Raw genomic sequence first — 15,727 nt, 5'->3', positions numbered from 1 at the left:
CATCTCGAGGCACCCTGACGGTGTCCCCGGACTCCCCTCCATGCTGGCACGGCCCACGCACAAAGGAAAAGGGAGCGGGGCGGCCGGTCCTTCTGCCCAGGAGAACAAGACGCGTCCGTGCTACTTTTCGATACGGAACGGGCCCGTATCGAAATAGGCGTATGGTGTCGGCATGGCCACCTCCTCCAGCACCCCGGGCGCAGCGCCGGCCCGACAGATCCCGGAACGCATCCACCGCCGCCGCTGGGCGATCCTGTCCACCCTCATGCTCAGCCTGCTGATCGTGGTGCTGGACAACTCGATCCTCAATGTCGCCATGAAGACGATCGCGACCCCGGCTCCCACCGGCCTCGGTGCCACCCAGAGCGAGCTGGAGTGGGCGATCAACTCCTACACGCTGGTCTTCGCCGGTCTGCTGTTCACCGCGGGCCTGCTCGGTGACCGCCTCGGCCGCAAGAAGGTGCTGCTTCTGGGCCTGGCCGTCTTCGGCGCAGGATCGGTGTTCGCCGGTATCTCCCAGTCGCCCACGGAGCTGATCGTCTTCCGCGCCGTGATGGGTCTGGGCGGCGCCCTGGTCATGCCGGCCACCCTCGCCATCCTGATGAACGTCTTCGAGCGCGAGGAGCAGCCCAGGGCGATCGGCATCTGGGCCGGCGGGGTGGGTATCGCCATCGCGATCGGGCCGATCGCCGGCGGGCTGCTGCTCGACCACTTCTGGTGGGGCTCGGTCTTCATGATCAACGGGCCGATCGTGCTGATCGCGCTGGCCGCGATGCTGATCCTGGTACCCGACTCCAGGGACCCGCACCCCGGCCGGTTGGACCCGCTCGGGGTGCTGCTGTCCGTCGTCGGGCTGGTGCTGCTGGTCTACGGCATCATCAGGGGCGGTCAGCTCGCCGACTTCACCGGTCCGCAGGTGGTCGGCACGATCGTCGGCGGTCTGGCGGTGCTGATCGTCTTCGTGGTGCACCAGAAGCACAGCGACCATCCGTCGATCGACATCAGCTACTTCCGCAAGCCCGCCTTCTCGGCCGCCATCGCCGCCATCGCGCTGGTCTTCTTCGCGCTGATGGGCGTCTCGTTCTTCACCGTCTTCTACATCCAGAGCGTGCGCGGCTACACCCCGCTCCAGGCCGGGCTGCTGTTCCTGCCGCTGGCCGCCGCCCAGATGATCTTCGCGCCCCGGGCCCGGCTCGCCGTGGACCGCTACGGGGCCCGCGCGACGTGCACGTTCAACATGCTGGTGGTGGCCGTCACCATGCTGGGCATGCTGCTGCTGGGCACCGACACCCCGATCTGGGTCATGGAGGCGCTCTTCTTCCTCCAGGGCGCGGGCATGGCGCACATCATGCCGCCGGCCACCGTCGCGATCATGCAGTCGCTGCCGCTGGAGAAGGCCGGTTCCGGTTCGGCGCTCAACAACGTCTTCCGGCAGGTCGGCGGCACCCTCGGCGTCGCCGTCCTCGGCTCGCTGCTGTCGACGAGCTACCGCGACGGCATGCAGGACAAGCTCGACGCGCTGCCGGGCGTACCGGCCGCCGCCCGGCACGCGGCCGGTGAATCCATCGAGGCGACCCACGGCCTCGCGGACTCGATGGGACCGGCCGGCCGGTCGCTGACCGCCGCCGCCGACGACGCCTTCATCCACGCCATGCACATCACCGCGCTCGGCTCGGTCGTGGTCGCACTGATCGGGGCCGTGGTGGCCATGGCATTCCTGCCGGGCAAAATGGCACCGGCGCCGCAGGCCGCGGAGCCGCAGGACGAGCGGAAGGCGGGCGTGGAGCGATGAGCCGGGCGGCGGCGGACTCCGAGGTGGCGGCCGGGGAGCGACCCGGTCCGGCAGCCCCCGAGCGCCGTGGCCGGCCGCGCAGCGCAGCGGCCGACTCCGCCATCATCGAGGCCGTGCTGCGCCTGATCGAGGACGGTGTCTCCATAGGCGAGCTGTCCATGGAACGCATCGCCCGCGAGGCAGGCGTCGGCAAGGCCACGGTCTACCGCCGCTGGCCCGGCAAGAGCGCCCTGATGCTCGACGTCATGCGTTCCCTGGACGTCCCGAGCCCGCCGCTGGACGGCACCTCGGTACGCGACGACCTGGTCGCCCTGCTGGAGTTCCTGCGCCGCCGCGGACTCGCCAAGCGCAGCTCCGCACTGCTGCGCACCGTCGTCAGCCATGTCCAGGCGCAGCCCGAACTCTGGGCGGAGTACCACGAGACGGTCGTACGGGCACGCCACGAGGCGCTGCTCGGGGTGCTGCGGCGCGGTGTGGCGAACGGTGAGATCCGCACCGACCACGACCTGGAGACCATCGCCGACCTCTTCGTCGGCCCGATGCTGGCCCGCGCCATCCTCCACGAGTGGAAGGAACTCCCCGAGAGCCTCTCGGCGGACATCGTCGACATGGTCCTGGAGGGCGTACGGCCCGGGGCGGACGCGGCGGCGGGCTGAACTCCGCGGCTCTCCGGCGGCGTTGGGCGCGGCGGGACTCCCCGCGGGACGGCGCGCGCAGGCGCCACCGTATGACCGGATCATGCCCGTTCTGTCACAGCCGCTGTCATGAACCCCGTGGCCGGAACCCCGACCCGTCACCGCGCCGTCCTCACTTCTAAGAAAGCCCATTACGGGCCATCGCCTAGGGTCGATGACCACAGGTGAGGCGCAGCGGAGCAAGGTAGTGAGGACAGCTAAATGGCGCAGGCATACATGACGGAGCCGGGACAGGGGCACAACCCCGGACAGGCTGGTTCCCGGGCCGAACGCCTGCGGAACTGGTGGCGTCCCGAGGGCATGTGGCGGCGCGGCCTCGTGCTCGCGGTGCTCGCCGTCCTACTGGGCCTGGTCATGCTGCTGCACGCTCAGATCCCCAACGCCGTGGGGAACTTGGGCAGTCTGCTGGAGACCTTCCTGCCGTGGCTGGGGCTGGGCATCCCGGTGCTGTTCGTCGTCGCGGTGCTGCGCCGCTCGGCGACCGCGCTCGTCGCGCTGGTGCTGCCCGTCTTCGCCTGGGTCAGCCTCTTCGGCGGACAGATCACCGACAAGGCCGGCGGCGGCGGCAACCTCACGGTCGCCACGCACAACGTCAACGCCGACAACCCCGACCCGGCGGCCACCGCCAGGGACATCGTGGCCTCCGACGCCGACGTGGTGGCGCTGGAGGAGCTGGCCGGCGATGCCCTGCCCGTCTACCGGCAGGGACTGGCGAAGGCGTATCCGTACCACACGGTCGAGGGCACCGTCGGGCTGTGGAGCAAGCGCCCGCTGTCCGACACGAAGCCGGTGGACATCAAGATCGGCTGGACCCGCGCGCTGCGGGCCACCGTCACCGCCGCCGACGGCCAGAAGATCGCCGTCTATGTCGCGCATCTGCCGTCGGTACGGGTCAACGTCAAGGCGGGCTTCACCGCCAACCCGCGCGACGGCAGCGCCAAGGCGCTGGGCGAGGCGATCGCCGCCGACCCGGTGAAGAAGGTCGTGCTGCTCGGCGACCTCAACGGCACCATGAACGACCGCTCGCTGGCGCCGCTCACCTCCCAGATGCGCTCCGCCCAGGGCGCGGCGGGCGACGGCTTCGGCTTCAGCTGGCCGGCGGCGTTCCCGATGGCCCGGATCGACCAGATCATGATGAAGGGGATGGCCCCGGTCAAGGCCTGGGTGATGCCCTCGACCGGCAGTGACCATCTTCCGGTCGCGGCGTCGGTGAAGATCTGACCAGCGCCGACGCACTGCCGACGGTGATCTGACGCGGGCCGGTAACGCCCCGTTCCCACGCCGGAATACTGCGCCTGAGAGACTTTGTTCCGTAAGAGAACTTAAAGCTTACGGTCCGCGCGCTGCGTGCACGTCCGCACGCAACACCCTGGAAAGGTCTTTCATGCCCTTGGCTCTGCTCGCTCTGGCGATCTCGGCCTTCGGTATCGGCACCACGGAATTCGTGATGATGGGCCTGCTGCCCAACGTCGCGGACGATCTGGGCACCTCCGTGCCCACCGCCGGCTACCTCGTCTCCGCCTACGCCCTCGGCGTCGTCATCGGCGCCCCGCTCCTGACCGCCCTCGGCTCCCGGATGCCGCGCAAGCGGATGCTGGTCTGCCTGATGGCGGTCTTCACGGTCGGCAACCTCGCGTCCGCCCTCGCCCCCACGTTCGGCCTGCTGGTCGCGGGCCGGCTGCTCGCCGGGCTCCCGCACGGTGCGTTCTTCGGCGTGGGCGCGGTGGTCGCCGCCCGGCTGGTGCGCGAGGGCCGCCAGGCCCGCGCGGTCGCCACGATGTTCCTCGGCCTGACCATCGCCAACATCATCGGCGTCCCCGCCGCGACGCTCCTGGGCCAGCAGCTCGGCTGGCGCGCCACCTTCCTGATCGTGGCCGCCATCGGCCTGGTCGCGATGGCCTCCCTGGCCCGGCTGATCCCCCCGCTGCCGGCCGAGGAGCGCACCGGCCTGGGCCGGGAGCTGCGGGCGCTGGGCAACCGGCAGGTGCTGCTCGGCCTGCTCACCACCGTCTTCGGATTCGCCGGGATCTTCGCCGTCTACAGCTATCTGGCGTCGATGATGACCGAGGTCACCGGCTTCGCGGCGGGCTCGGTCCCGCTGGTCCTGGCCCTCTTCGGCATCGGGATGACCCTCGGCGCACTCGCCGCGGGCCCGCTCACCGACCGGGCCCTGCGCCCGACCCTGTACGGCTCGCTGGCCGCCCTGGCCCTCGTGCTGGCCGCCTTCCACTTCACCGCCCAGGTGAAATGGGCGGCGCTGGTGACGGTCGTCCTCATCGGCGCCGTCGGCTTCCTGACCACCACGCCCCTCCAGATGCTGGTCATGAACAAGGCCCAGCAGGCCCCGACCCTGGCCGCCGCCTCCAACCAGTCCGCCTTCAACCTCGCCAACGCCGGCGGCGCCTGGATCGGCGGCCTGGTGCTGGCGGCCGGCTGGGGCTGGACGTCCCCGACCCTGGCCGGCGCGGTCCTGGCCGCCCTCGGTCTGGCCGTCGCCGTCACGGCCGGCCTCCTGGACCGCGGCACCCACGACGCCTCGCGGATCGTGGCCCGCAGTGGCGGGGCGGACGCGGAGTCCACCACCGGCCCGGCGGTGCCGGCGGGGGACCGCACGGGCTGACCGTCCACGGCGGGCCCGGACGACCGGGCGGCCGGGGGCGATCGGGTGGCCTGCCGGCCGGACGCCGAGAAGGCGGGACGCCCAGGGCGAGAGGGCGTCGCCGGCCCTGCGGTGTCCCGCGTGGCAAGCGGCCCCGGCAGGCACTCCGCTCGCTCGACGCCCTTCAGAAGGCCTGGCGGACCGACCGTCAGGACCCCTCCCGCCAGTGGTTCGTGATCGGCAGTCGGCGGTCCTTGCCGAAGCCCTTTGCGGAGATCTTGGGGCCGGGCGGGTACTGGCGGCGCTTGTATTCGGCGTGGTCGACCATGCGCAGGACGCGCGTCACCAGCGCCTCGTCGAAGCCCTGGGCGGTGATGTCCCCCCAGCCGCGGTCCTGGTCGACATAGAGCTCCAGGATGCGGTCCAGGATGTCGTAGTCGGGCAGCGAGTCGGTGTCGACCTGGCCGGGGCGGAGTTCGGCGCTCGGGGGCTTGGTGAGGGTGTTCTCCGGGATGGGCGGGGTCTGGCCGCGGTCGGCGGCGGCCTGGTTGCGCCAGCGGGCGAGCCGGTAGACGACCGACTTGTACACGTCCTTGATCGGGCCGTAGCCGCCCACCGAATCGCCGTAGAGGGTCGAATAGCCGCAGGCCAGCTCGGACTTGTTGCCGGGGGCGAGGACCAGATGGCCCTCCTGGTTGGAGAGGGCCATCAAGGTGGTGCCCCGCAGCCGCGACTGGAGATTCTCCTCGGCCAGGCCGGTCAGGGGCAGCGCCGCCATGTAGGCGTCGAACATCGGGCCGATCGGCACCGTACGGAAGGACAGGCCCGTACGGCGCGCGAGTTCGGCGGCGTCGGTGAGCGAGTGCTCCGACGAATAGCGGGAGGGCATCGCCACGGCGTGGACGTGCTCCGCCCCCAGCGCATCGCAGGCGAGCGCGGCGACCAGCGCGGAGTCGATCCCGCCGGAGAGGCCGAGCACCACGCTCCGGAAGCCGTTCTTGGCGACATAGGCGCGCAGGCCGACGACCAGCGCGGTGTAGATCTCCTCCAGGTCCGTGAGGCGTTCGGCCACACCGCCGGGGCCCTCGGGAGGGTAGGGCGGCAGCGGGTCGGGGCTGAGAGTGAGGTGGTCGACGCGCAGCCCGTCGTCCAGGACGCCGGAGGGAGGCACGGGCGCCGCGGCCGGCAGGTCCAGGTCGACCAGCACACAGCCCTCCGCGAACTGCGGTGCCCGCGCGATCACGCTGCCGTCCTTGTCGACGACGACCGAGTCGCCGTCGAAGACCAGCTCGTCCTGGCCGCCGATCATCGCCAGATAGGCGGTGGTGCAGCCGGCCTCCTGGGCCCGCTTGCGGACCAGCTCCAGCCGGGTGTCGTCCTTGTCCCGCTCGTAGGGCGAGGCATTGACCGAGACCAGCAGTCCGGCGCCCGCGCTGCGTGTCGCCGGCACCCGGCCACCGTCCTGCCACAGGTCCTCGCAGATGGCGAGCGCGACATCCACCCCGTGCACCCGTACGACGGGCAGGGTGTCGCCGGGGACGAAGTAGCGGAACTCGTCGAAGACCCCGTAGTTGGGAAGGTGGTGCTTGGCGAAGCTCAGTGCGACCTCGCCCCGGTACAGCACGGCGGCGGCGTTCTGCGGGGCGCCCGCGGGGCGGCCGTAGCGCGGTTTGGCCTGCGCGCCGCGGTCGAGATAGCCGACGATCACCGGGAGGCCGCCCATGCCCTGATCGGCCAGCCGGCCGGCCAGGGCCCGCAGCGCGCCGCGGCTCGCCTCGACGAACGAGGGGCGCAGCGCGAGGTCCTCGACGGGGTATCCGGTCAGTGCCATCTCGGGGAACGCGACGAGGTGTGCGCCCTGGTCGGCGGCGTGCCGGGTCCAGCGCAGGATCGTCTCCGCGTTCTGGGCGAGATCGCCGACACAGGAATCGATCTGGTTGAGGGCGAGACGAAGTTGAGGCACTCCGCCAGTGTAATCGTCTTTCTGACGCAATGGGGGTCGGAGACGTGTCGGCGGCGCTTCGGGCGTGTGACGGACGGCCCGGGAGAGGTACGCGGGCCGCCCGCCGCACGCCCCCGGGCGCCTACTTCTTGCGGTAGCCGATGATCGTCATCATCCCCGACTCCGAGTGGTAGATGTTGTGGCAGTGGACCATCCACAGGCCGGGGTTGTCGGCTTGGAAATCGACCTCGACCCTGCGGCCGGGCAGCAGGATCGTGGTGTCCTTGCGGGGGCCGCCGTCCGGCAGCTCGAAGGTGTGGCCGTGCAGATGCATCGGGTGCCACATCCTGGTGTGGTTGCGGAAGATGATCCGGACCCGCTCACCGGCCTCGACGGGGTACCGCTGGTCGGGCGTGTACGGGCTCCCGTTGATCGCCCAGTCGTACTTCTCCATGGTGCCGGTGAGGGTCATCTTGAGGGTGCGGTCGGGGCGGCGCGACACGGACCGTACGGACTCGGCGGCGCGGAGCCGGTCCGCGGTCATGATCCTGCCGTACAGGTTCCTGGGCCGGGCGGACGGGCCGGGCGCCTCGCCGCTCCCGGTGCGCAGCAGGCCCAGCGCGGAGCGCCCCTTGCCCTCGGCGAGCACGGTGAGCGGGAAGACGCCGTCCCCGGCCGTGACCATGACGTCGTAGCGCTCGGCCATCCCGATGAGCAGCGCATCGGTCTCGGTGTGTTCGACGGGGAAGCCGTCGGTGTGCGTCACGGTCATCCGGTGGTCGCCGAGCGCGACGCGGTAGGCGGTCTCGCTGCCCGCGTTGATGAAGCGGATCCGGATGCGGTCACCGGGTCTGGCGCGGAAGGTCCGCGGGTCACGGGAGGTGCGGCCGTTGACGAGGTGGTACGGGTGGTCCACGTCCCCCGCGTCGTGGCCGAGCAGTCTGCTCCGGGCGCCTTTGAGGATCCGCGACGGGCCGTCGGCGGGGACGCCCCCGCCGTGCCTGGCGTGTGCGCCCCCGCCGCCCTTTGCGTCGTCGTGGGCCATCTCGGTCGCGCCATGGGCCATGGGCCCGCGGTCCACGCCCCCGTGGAGCTCCTTGAGCACCGATTCGGGAGTGCTGCCGTCCACCCCGTCGACCCAGTCGTCCAGCAGGACGATCCACTCGTCGTCGTAGGAGAGCGGCTCCCTCGGGTCGTCGACGATCAGCGGCGCGTACAGCCCGCGGTCCAGCTGGAGGCCGGAGTGCGGATGCACCCAGTGCGTGCCGGGGTTGGTGACCGCGAACAGGTAGTCGAACGCGGCGCCGGGCCTGATGGACCGCTGGGTCACGCCCGGTACGCCGTCCATGTCGTTGCGCACCGTCAGTCCGTGCCAGTGCAGCGTCGTGGACTGCGGCAGGTGGTTGGTGAGGGTCAGTGCGATCCGCTCGCCCGCGGTGACGCGCATCTCCCTGCCGGGCAGCTCATCGCCGAACGCCCAGGTATGGACCGTACGGCCGCCCAGGTCGAGCCGGCTCTCGGTGGCTTTCAGCGAGAAGCGGCGTACCGGGCCCGAGCCCCGTCTGCGCTCGGCCTCGGCGACCTCCGGACCGTCGGGGGACACATAGCCGGACGGGGTGTGGCCGCCGGAGTCGGGGGAGGGGGCCATGCCGTTCATGCCGTCCATGCCGGCGTGCGGGCCGGAGCCGGTGGTGCCGGTGGCGCAGGCGGACAGCAGGCCGCTGCCGGCGGCGGCGATGCCCGCACCGAGCAGGGCGCGGCGGGAGTGCGTACGCATGGGAGAAACACCTCGTGACGATGTCGGTGGTGATCTGGGGCGGGGGTGAGGGGCACTGCCGCGGACTCCGGTGGGCGTCGGCGGCGGGGGGCGCGCTCCTGCACGCGCAGCACCGACAGTCGGGCGAGGAGTTAGTGACGCGGCGGCGCGGATATCGGCCACAGGCCGCGCGGCGGACGGGCGCACAGCAGGCGGGCGTACAGCAGACGGGTGCGCGGCACACAGGCGTGCGGCAGACGGGTGCGCGGCACACGGGCGCGCAGGGCCGCGAGCAGGCCGGTCCCCCGGCGTCCGGTCAGTGCACCGGCGTCCCGGCGGGGCGTCAGGGCGAGCACGGAGAAGGCGCCGGGGCGGCCGTGCCCGGCCCTCGGGGGCCCGAACGTGGGCGGGGTGACGGCGCCGGCGGCCGGCGCGGTGAACAGCAGCAGGCCGCACCACATGGCGGCCTTGCCCTGTTCATGCATCGCGGACCTCTCGACGGAACGGCGAAGCGGCGGACGCGCGGGGAGGTCCGCCCAAAACGCACCCTACCCCCTAGGGGTATGGGTCCAGCGGTGGCCCGCCGGGCGGAGCGCCGTTGCACCGTTCGCCGCCGGGCCGGGAGTCTCCCGGACCGGCCGCTTGCGGTGCTGTGCGCCGGTATCACCGCTTAACTTTCCACCACCCGCCTACGCTTGACACTCCACGCCACCCGCGTGCCCGGGGTACGGCCCCGCCGCCTCCCGGCTCCCGGCGCGAGGAGCCGGCGCTCCGGACCGGGAAACGGAGCCGGAGAAGGAGAAGGAGACCGATGAGCCGCTTCCTCCGCGTCCCCCACCGCCTCCCCGCCCCCGGCAGGTTCCTGCGCATCGACGGGGTGCCGCTGCACGTCCTGGCCGAGGGCCGCGGCCCGGTCTGTGTCCTCAGCGGCGGTCTCGGCATGGCGTGGTTCGACTGGGACGCGGTCGCCGCACTGCTCGCCCCGTACCGCACCGTGGTGCGCTTCGACCGCCCCGGTCTCGGACTGAGTGCCCCGGCGCCCGAGCCGCCCACCCTCGCCGCCGAGGCCGGCCGGATCGCCCGGGTCCTGGAGGCCCTCGGCCATACCGGCCCGGCCACCGTCGTCGGCCACTCGCTCGCCGGATTCCACGCCGAGGCGTTCGCCCGGCTGCACCCGGACCGCTGCGCCGGGATCGTGCTGGCCGACAGCAGCATCGAGGACGACCCGCGGCCCCGGCTGCCGCGCGCGGTGCGTACCGCATGGGCGGGCACGGTGGCCGGGCTCGCGTGCGCCGCCGGGCTGCCGCGCGCCCTGGGCCCCGCCACCCGCCGGCTGATCGGCCACGCCTCGACCGTCGGCAGCCACCCGCCGCACCCCTGGGAGCAGGCCGGTTACCGCACCAGCCGGGTGCTGCGGGCCTGTGCGCTGGAGAACGCGAGCTACTCCTACCAGGCCGCGGAGCTCGCCGCGCTGCGCCGGGACCACCCGCTGCCCGGGGTGCCGGTGGCCGTCCTCGCGGCGTACGACGGCAGCGAGTCGGCGCGGCAGCTGCGCGCGCTGGAGCGGCAGCGGGGGCTCGCCGCGGAACTGGGCGGCCGGTTCGCGGTGGCCGCCCCGGCCGGCCATCTGGTGATGGCCGATGTGCCCGAGTCCGTGGCGGGGGCGGTGCTGGACCTGGCGGGGACGGGGAAGGAGACGGAGCGGGGCGCCGCGGTGCCGCCGGCCTAGGGAGTCTCCGCTCCAGGGCCTGATCCAAACGACAGGCCCTGGAGCGGACACTCCCTAACGGGCGAGAGAAGGGGGGGAAGGGCAGGGAAGGGGCCCTTCAATGCCGGGTCGAGGGGCGCTCGGGTCCGCTTCAAGACTGGGCCAAGCCCCCCGATTGCCTCTTTCCGCTGCGCTGGGCCCGCTCGCCGCGGGAAGGATGCCAGGTGACGGTTACGGGACGGCGGTTCTGATTCAGGCCAAGGGTGCGTAATGTGACGGTAACCCCCTCACGTGATACTGGTGTGCCACGTCGCGTGATCCGGCGCGTGTGGACAGGCCGATTGACCTGCAAGGATTGGTGACCCATGGACAAGCAGCAGGAGTTTGTGCTCCGCACGCTCGAGGAGCGCGACATCCGCTTCGTACGGCTGTGGTTCACCGACGTGCTCGGGTTCCTCAAGTCCGTGGCGGTGGCCCCCGCGGAGCTGGAGCAGGCCTTCGACGAGGGCATCGGCTTCGACGGCTCGGCCATCGAAGGGTTCGCCCGGGTGTACGAATCCGACATGATCGCCAAGCCGGATCCCGGCACGTTCCAGATCCTGCCCTGGCGCGCCGAGGCCCCCGGCACCGCCCGGATGTTCTGCGACATCCTGATGCCGGACGGCTCCCCCTCCTACGCCGACCCGCGCTATGTCCTCAAGCGCATCCTGGCCAAGACCTCCGACCTCGGGTTCACCTTCTACACCCACCCGGAGATCGAGTTCTTCCTGCTCAAGGACAAGCCCGTGGACGGCCAGCGGCCGACCCCCGGCGACTCCTCCGGCTACTTCGACCACACCCCGCAGAACGTCGGCATGGACTTCCGCCGGCAGGCGATCACGATGCTGGAGTCTATGGGCATCTCGGTGGAGTTCAGCCACCACGAGGGCGCCCCCGGCCAGCAGGAGATCGACCTGCGCTACGCCGACGCCCTGTCGACCGCCGACAACATCATGACGTTCCGGCTGGTCATGAAGCAGGTGGCGCTGGAGCAGGGCGTCCAGGCGACGTTCATGCCCAAGCCGTTCTCCGAGTACCCCGGCTCGGGCATGCACACCCACCTCTCCCTCTTCGAGGGCGACCGCAACGCCTTCCACGAGTCCGGCTCGGAGTACCAACTCTCCAAGGTCGGGCGCTCGTTCATCGCCGGTCTGCTGCGGCACGCGGGCGAGATCTCCGCCGTCACCAACCAGTGGGTCAACTCCTACAAGCGCATCTGGGGCGGCGCCAACCGCACCGCCGGCGCCGGCGGCGAGGCCCCCTCCTACATCTGCTGGGGCCACAACAACCGCTCCGCGCTGATCCGTGTCCCGATGTACAAGCCCGGCAAGATGGGCTCGACCCGGGTCGAGGTCCGCTCGATCGACTCCGGCGCCAACCCGTACCTGACGTACGCGGTGCTGCTCGCGGCCGGTCTCAAGGGCATCGAAGAGGGTTACGAGCTGCCGGCCGGCGCCGATGACGACGTCTGGGCGCTGTCCGACTCCGAGCGCCGGGCGATGGGCATCGAGCCGCTGCCGCAGAACCTCGGCGAGGCCATCGAGCTGATGGAGCGCAGCGAGCTGGTGGCCGAGACCCTCGGCGAGCACGTCTTCGACTTCTTCCTGCGCAACAAGAAGCAGGAGTGGGAGGAGTACAGGTCGGAGGTCACCGCCTTCGAGCTGCGCAAGATGCTGCCCGTGCTCTGAGCCACCGCGCCACCGAGAGGCTGCACCCATGGCACTACCCGCTCCGCAGGGACGGCGGAGCAGCACCTTCGCCCGGCTGCTGAGACACGGTTTCACCGACCCCTCAGCGGCCGGGGAGCTGCTCGACGCCCCCGAACTCGCCTCCGTACGCGATGACTCGGTGCTGCTCGAAGCGCTGGGCGCCACCGCGGACCCGGACCTTGCGCTGCACAGCCTGGTCCGGCTGGTGGAGGCGCAGGAACCGGACGAGCAGCAGGCGCTGCTGAGCACGATCGTGGCGGCGAAACCGCTGCGCGACCGGCTGCTGGGAGTGCTGGGCGCCTCCGAGGCCCTCGCCGACCACCTCGTCCGGCACCCGTACGACTGGCAGTCGCTGGTCACCTACGAGTCGGTCGATCTGCACCCCACCACCCCCGAGTTCGAGCTGGCACTCGCCGAGGGGATCTGGGGCGGCCAGAACGCCGAACGGCCGCGCGCCGATGCGCTGCGCACCGCCTACCGCCGCTCCCTGCTGGGCATCGCCGCCCGCGATGTGTGCGGCACGACCGATGTCGCCGAAGCCGCGGCCGAGCTGGCGGACCTGGCCACCGCCACGGTCCGGGCCGCCCTGGAGATCAGTTACGAAGAGGCGCCCGGCGACGCCGCGGTGTGCCGGCTGGCCGTCATCGGCATGGGCAAATGCGGTGGCCGCGAGCTGAACTACGTCTCCGACGTCGACGTCATCTTCGTCGCCGAGGCCAAGGAGGGTGTGGACGAGGCCAAGGCGCTCCAGGCCGCGACCCGGCTCGCCGCCCGCATGATGCGCCTGTGCTCGGACAACACCAGCGAAGGCACGATCTGGCCGGTGGACGCCAACCTGCGCCCCGAGGGCCGCAACGGCCCACTGGTGCGCACCCTCTCCAGCCACCTCGCCTACTACCAGCGCTGGGCCAAGACCTGGGAGTTCCAGGCGCTGCTCAAGGCCCGCCCGATGGCCGGTGACCTCCAGCTGGGGCAGGAGTACGTGGATGCGCTGGCGCCGATGGTGTGGGAGGTCGCCGAGCGGGAGAACTTCGTCGCCGATGTGCGCCAGATGCGCCGCCGGGTCGTCGAGAACATCCCCGCGTCCCAGGTCGAGCGGGAGCTCAAGCTCGGCCCCGGCGGCCTGCGCGACGTCGAATTCGCCGTCCAGCTGCTGCAACTGGTGCACGGCCGCAGCGATGCCACGCTGCGCAGCGCCACCACCCTCGACGCCCTCGCGGCACTGGCGGCCGGCGGCTACGTCGGACGCCAGGACGCCGCGGCCCTGGACGCCGCCTACCGCTTCCTGCGCACGCTGGAGCACCGTATCCAGCTCTTCCGGATGCGCCGTACGCACCTGATGCCGGAGGGCGAGGGCGAACAGCGGCGCCTGGCACGCTCGTTGGGCCTGCGCACCGAGCCGGTCGACACCCTCCGCAAGGAGTGGAAGTGGCACGCCAGGGAAGTGCGCCGGCTGCACGAGAAGCTCTTCTACCGTCCCCTGCTCGACGCCGTCGCCACCCTGGAGCCCGGCGAGACCCGGCTGTCCGCCCGGGCCGCCGGCCACCGTCTCGAAGCGCTCGGCTACGCCGACCCGGTGGCCGCGCTGCGGCATCTGGAGGCGCTGGCGTCCGGCGTGACCCGCAAGGCCGCCATCCAGCGGACGCTGCTGCCGGTGCTGCTGGCCTGGTTCGCGGACTCCGCCGACCCGGACGCCGGACTGCTCAACTTCCGCAAGGTGTCCGACGCCCTCGGCAAGACACCCTGGTATCTGCGGCTGCTGCGCGACGAGGGCGCGGCCGCCGAGAACCTCGCCCGGGTGCTGTCCGCCGGCCGGCTCGCCCCCGATCTGCTGCTGCGCGCCCCCGAGGCGGTCGCCCTGCTCGGCGCCCCCGACGGCCTGCAACCACGCGGCCGGGCCGCGCTGGAGCAGGAGGTGCTGGCCGCGGTCGGCCGCGCGGAGGGTGCCGAGGCGGCGGTCGCGGCGGCCCGCGGGGTGCGCCGCAGAGAGCTGTTCCGTACGGCCGCCGCGGACGTCATCGGCGCGTACGGCACGGAGTTCAGCCCGGCCGCCAACGATCACGGCCGCTCCGTCGACGCCGTAGGCTCCGCGGTCTCCGACCTCAACGCCGCCACCCTCGCCGGCGCACTGCGCGCCGCGGTCCGCGAGCACTGGGGAGACACCCTGCCCACCCGCTTCGCGGTGATCGGCATGGGCCGGTTCGGCGGCCACGAGCTGAACTACGGCTCGGACGCCGATGTCCTGTTCGTCCACGAGCCGCGCGAGGGCGCCGACGAGCAGGAGGCCGCCAAGGCCGCCCAGGCCGTCGCCAACGAGATGCGCCGGCTGCTCGAACTCCCCTCCTCCGACCCGCCGTTGCTCATCGACGCGGATCTGCGCCCGGAGGGCAGGTCGGGGTCGCTGGTGCGGACGCTCGCCTCGTACGCGGCCTACTACCGGCGCTGGTCGCTGGTGTGGGAGTCACAGGCCCTGCTGCGCGCCGAACCGGTCGCCGGCGACATCGAGCTGGGGCAGCGGTTCATCGAGCTGATCGACCCGCTGCGCTATCCGGCCGAGGGCCTGGGGGAGGACGCGGTCCGCGAGATCCGCAAGCTCAAGGCCCGGATGGAGGCCGAGCGGCTGCCCCGCGGCGCGGACCCGACCACGCACGCAAAGCTGGGGCGCGGCGGGCTGAGCGATGTCGAGTGGACGGTCCAGCTGCTCCAGATGCAGCACGGCTGGGAGGTCCCCGGCCTGCGCACCACCCGCACCCGCGAGGCGCTCGCCGCCGCGCACGCCGCCGAGCTGATCGGCACCGAGGACGCCCAGACCCTGGACGAGGCATGGGTACTGGCGGCACGGGTGCGCAACGCCGTGATGGTGGTGCGGGGCCGCCCCGGCGACACCTTCCCCGTCGACGGCCGGGAGCTTGCCGCGGTGGGCCGCTACCTCGGCTACGAGGAGGGCCACATCGGCGAGATGATCGACGACTACCGCCGGATCACGAGGCGGGCGCGCAGCGTGGTCGAGGAGCTGTTTTACGGGGCGTAGTCCCCGTACGTTTTTGTCTTTCCCGCCGTTCCGCTGCGCTTGGCCTCCGGCCCACGTTTTCGGATTTCCCGCCGTGGTCGGTTGCTCGCCGTTGCGCCTGCGGCGGGCTGGGTCCGCTGCGCGGGGCTGTCGGGTGCGGTGCCGCTCCTCCGGACTTCGTCCTGCGGCGCGTCCCCTCCCGTTGGTGGGTGGGGAAAGGCCGGGGAGGGGCCGGTAGGTGGTCCAGTGCGCCTTGCGTCTCGCACGTAAACCCGCGGGCCGAACGCCCGCCCCCACCCACGTTTCACCCATCCACTCACGGGAGGGGACGGGCCGGAGGGGCCTGGTGTGTGGACGTAAAGCGAAGCAGTCCACACACCAGGCCCCGGAGGTCCGTCACCGCACCCACAGCCCCGCGCAGCGGACCGGCCCGCCGCAGGCGCAACGGCGACAAACCACCACGGCGGGAAAGCCGAC

10 protein-coding genes are annotated in these 15,727 nt (G+C 72.0%); 7 read left to right on the top strand and 3 right to left on the bottom strand.

Annotated features, from left to right (window positions below):
* The first annotated feature begins 172 nt into the window (after window positions 1–172).
* The 4 genes from K7C20_RS10660 to K7C20_RS10645 all read left to right on the top strand — a co-directional run bounded on the left by K7C20_RS10660 (window position 173) and on the right by K7C20_RS10645 (window position 5,107).
* Window positions 173–1,792, top strand: a complete 1,620-nt coding sequence (locus K7C20_RS10660; protein ID WP_030088395.1) for an MFS transporter — start codon at window positions 173–175, stop codon at window positions 1,790–1,792.
* Entirely contained in the window at window positions 1,789–2,448 is a 660-nt protein-coding gene (locus tag K7C20_RS10655; RefSeq protein WP_030088396.1) for a TetR/AcrR family transcriptional regulator, read from the top strand. Before K7C20_RS10660 ends, K7C20_RS10655 begins: the two co-directional genes overlap by 4 nt.
* 255 nt (window positions 2,449–2,703) lie before the next feature.
* Window positions 2,704–3,708, top strand: a complete 1,005-nt coding sequence (locus tag K7C20_RS10650; RefSeq protein ID WP_063754069.1) for an endonuclease/exonuclease/phosphatase family protein — start codon at window positions 2,704–2,706, stop codon at window positions 3,706–3,708.
* A 163-nt stretch (window positions 3,709–3,871) separates the two neighbouring features.
* Complete coding sequence (locus K7C20_RS10645) at window positions 3,872–5,107, top strand: MFS transporter (RefSeq protein ID WP_053208851.1); 1,236 nt, start codon at window positions 3,872–3,874, stop codon at window positions 5,105–5,107.
* 187 nt (window positions 5,108–5,294) lie between these two features.
* Here the strand turns inward: K7C20_RS10645 and K7C20_RS10640 are convergent, their stop codons facing one another.
* From K7C20_RS10640 to K7C20_RS10630, 3 genes are all read right to left on the bottom strand, one after another.
* Window positions 5,295–7,049: an NAD+ synthase gene (locus K7C20_RS10640; RefSeq protein WP_030088399.1), complete on the bottom strand. Its 1,755-nt coding sequence runs from the start codon at window positions 7,047–7,049 to the stop codon at window positions 5,295–5,297.
* Window positions 7,050–7,170: 121 nt separating this feature from the next.
* Window positions 7,171–8,805, bottom strand: coding sequence for a multicopper oxidase family protein (locus tag K7C20_RS10635; RefSeq protein WP_030088400.1), 1,635 nt, complete (start codon window positions 8,803–8,805; stop codon window positions 7,171–7,173).
* Window positions 8,806–8,936: 131 nt separating this feature from the next.
* Window positions 8,937–9,269: a hypothetical protein gene (locus K7C20_RS10630; protein ID WP_030088401.1), complete on the bottom strand. Its 333-nt coding sequence runs from the start codon at window positions 9,267–9,269 to the stop codon at window positions 8,937–8,939.
* Between the two features lie 326 nt (window positions 9,270–9,595).
* Between K7C20_RS10630 and K7C20_RS10625 the strand changes: the two genes are divergently transcribed.
* The 3 genes from K7C20_RS10625 to K7C20_RS10615 all read left to right on the top strand — a co-directional run bounded on the left by K7C20_RS10625 (window position 9,596) and on the right by K7C20_RS10615 (window position 15,271).
* Window positions 9,596–10,513: an alpha/beta fold hydrolase gene (locus tag K7C20_RS10625; RefSeq protein ID WP_053208850.1), complete on the top strand. Its 918-nt coding sequence runs from the start codon at window positions 9,596–9,598 to the stop codon at window positions 10,511–10,513.
* A gap of 344 nt (window positions 10,514–10,857) precedes the next feature.
* A complete protein-coding gene (gene glnA, locus K7C20_RS10620; protein WP_018090204.1) occupies window positions 10,858–12,219 on the top strand; it encodes a type I glutamate--ammonia ligase in 1,362 nt (453 codons plus the stop codon).
* 28 nt (window positions 12,220–12,247) lie between these two features.
* Window positions 12,248–15,271, top strand: a complete 3,024-nt coding sequence (locus K7C20_RS10615) for a bifunctional [glutamine synthetase] adenylyltransferase/[glutamine synthetase]-adenylyl-L-tyrosine phosphorylase (protein ID WP_053208849.1) — start codon at window positions 12,248–12,250, stop codon at window positions 15,269–15,271.
* Window positions 15,272–15,727: the final 456 nt, after the last annotated feature.

Origin of the sequence: Streptomyces decoyicus, assembly GCF_019880305.1 — a bacterium.
GTDB classification, from domain to species: domain Bacteria; phylum Actinomycetota; class Actinomycetes; order Streptomycetales; family Streptomycetaceae; genus Streptomyces; species Streptomyces decoyicus.
The sequence above is the reverse complement of the archived record's forward strand: the minus strand, read 5'-3'. Positions and strand labels throughout refer to the sequence as shown.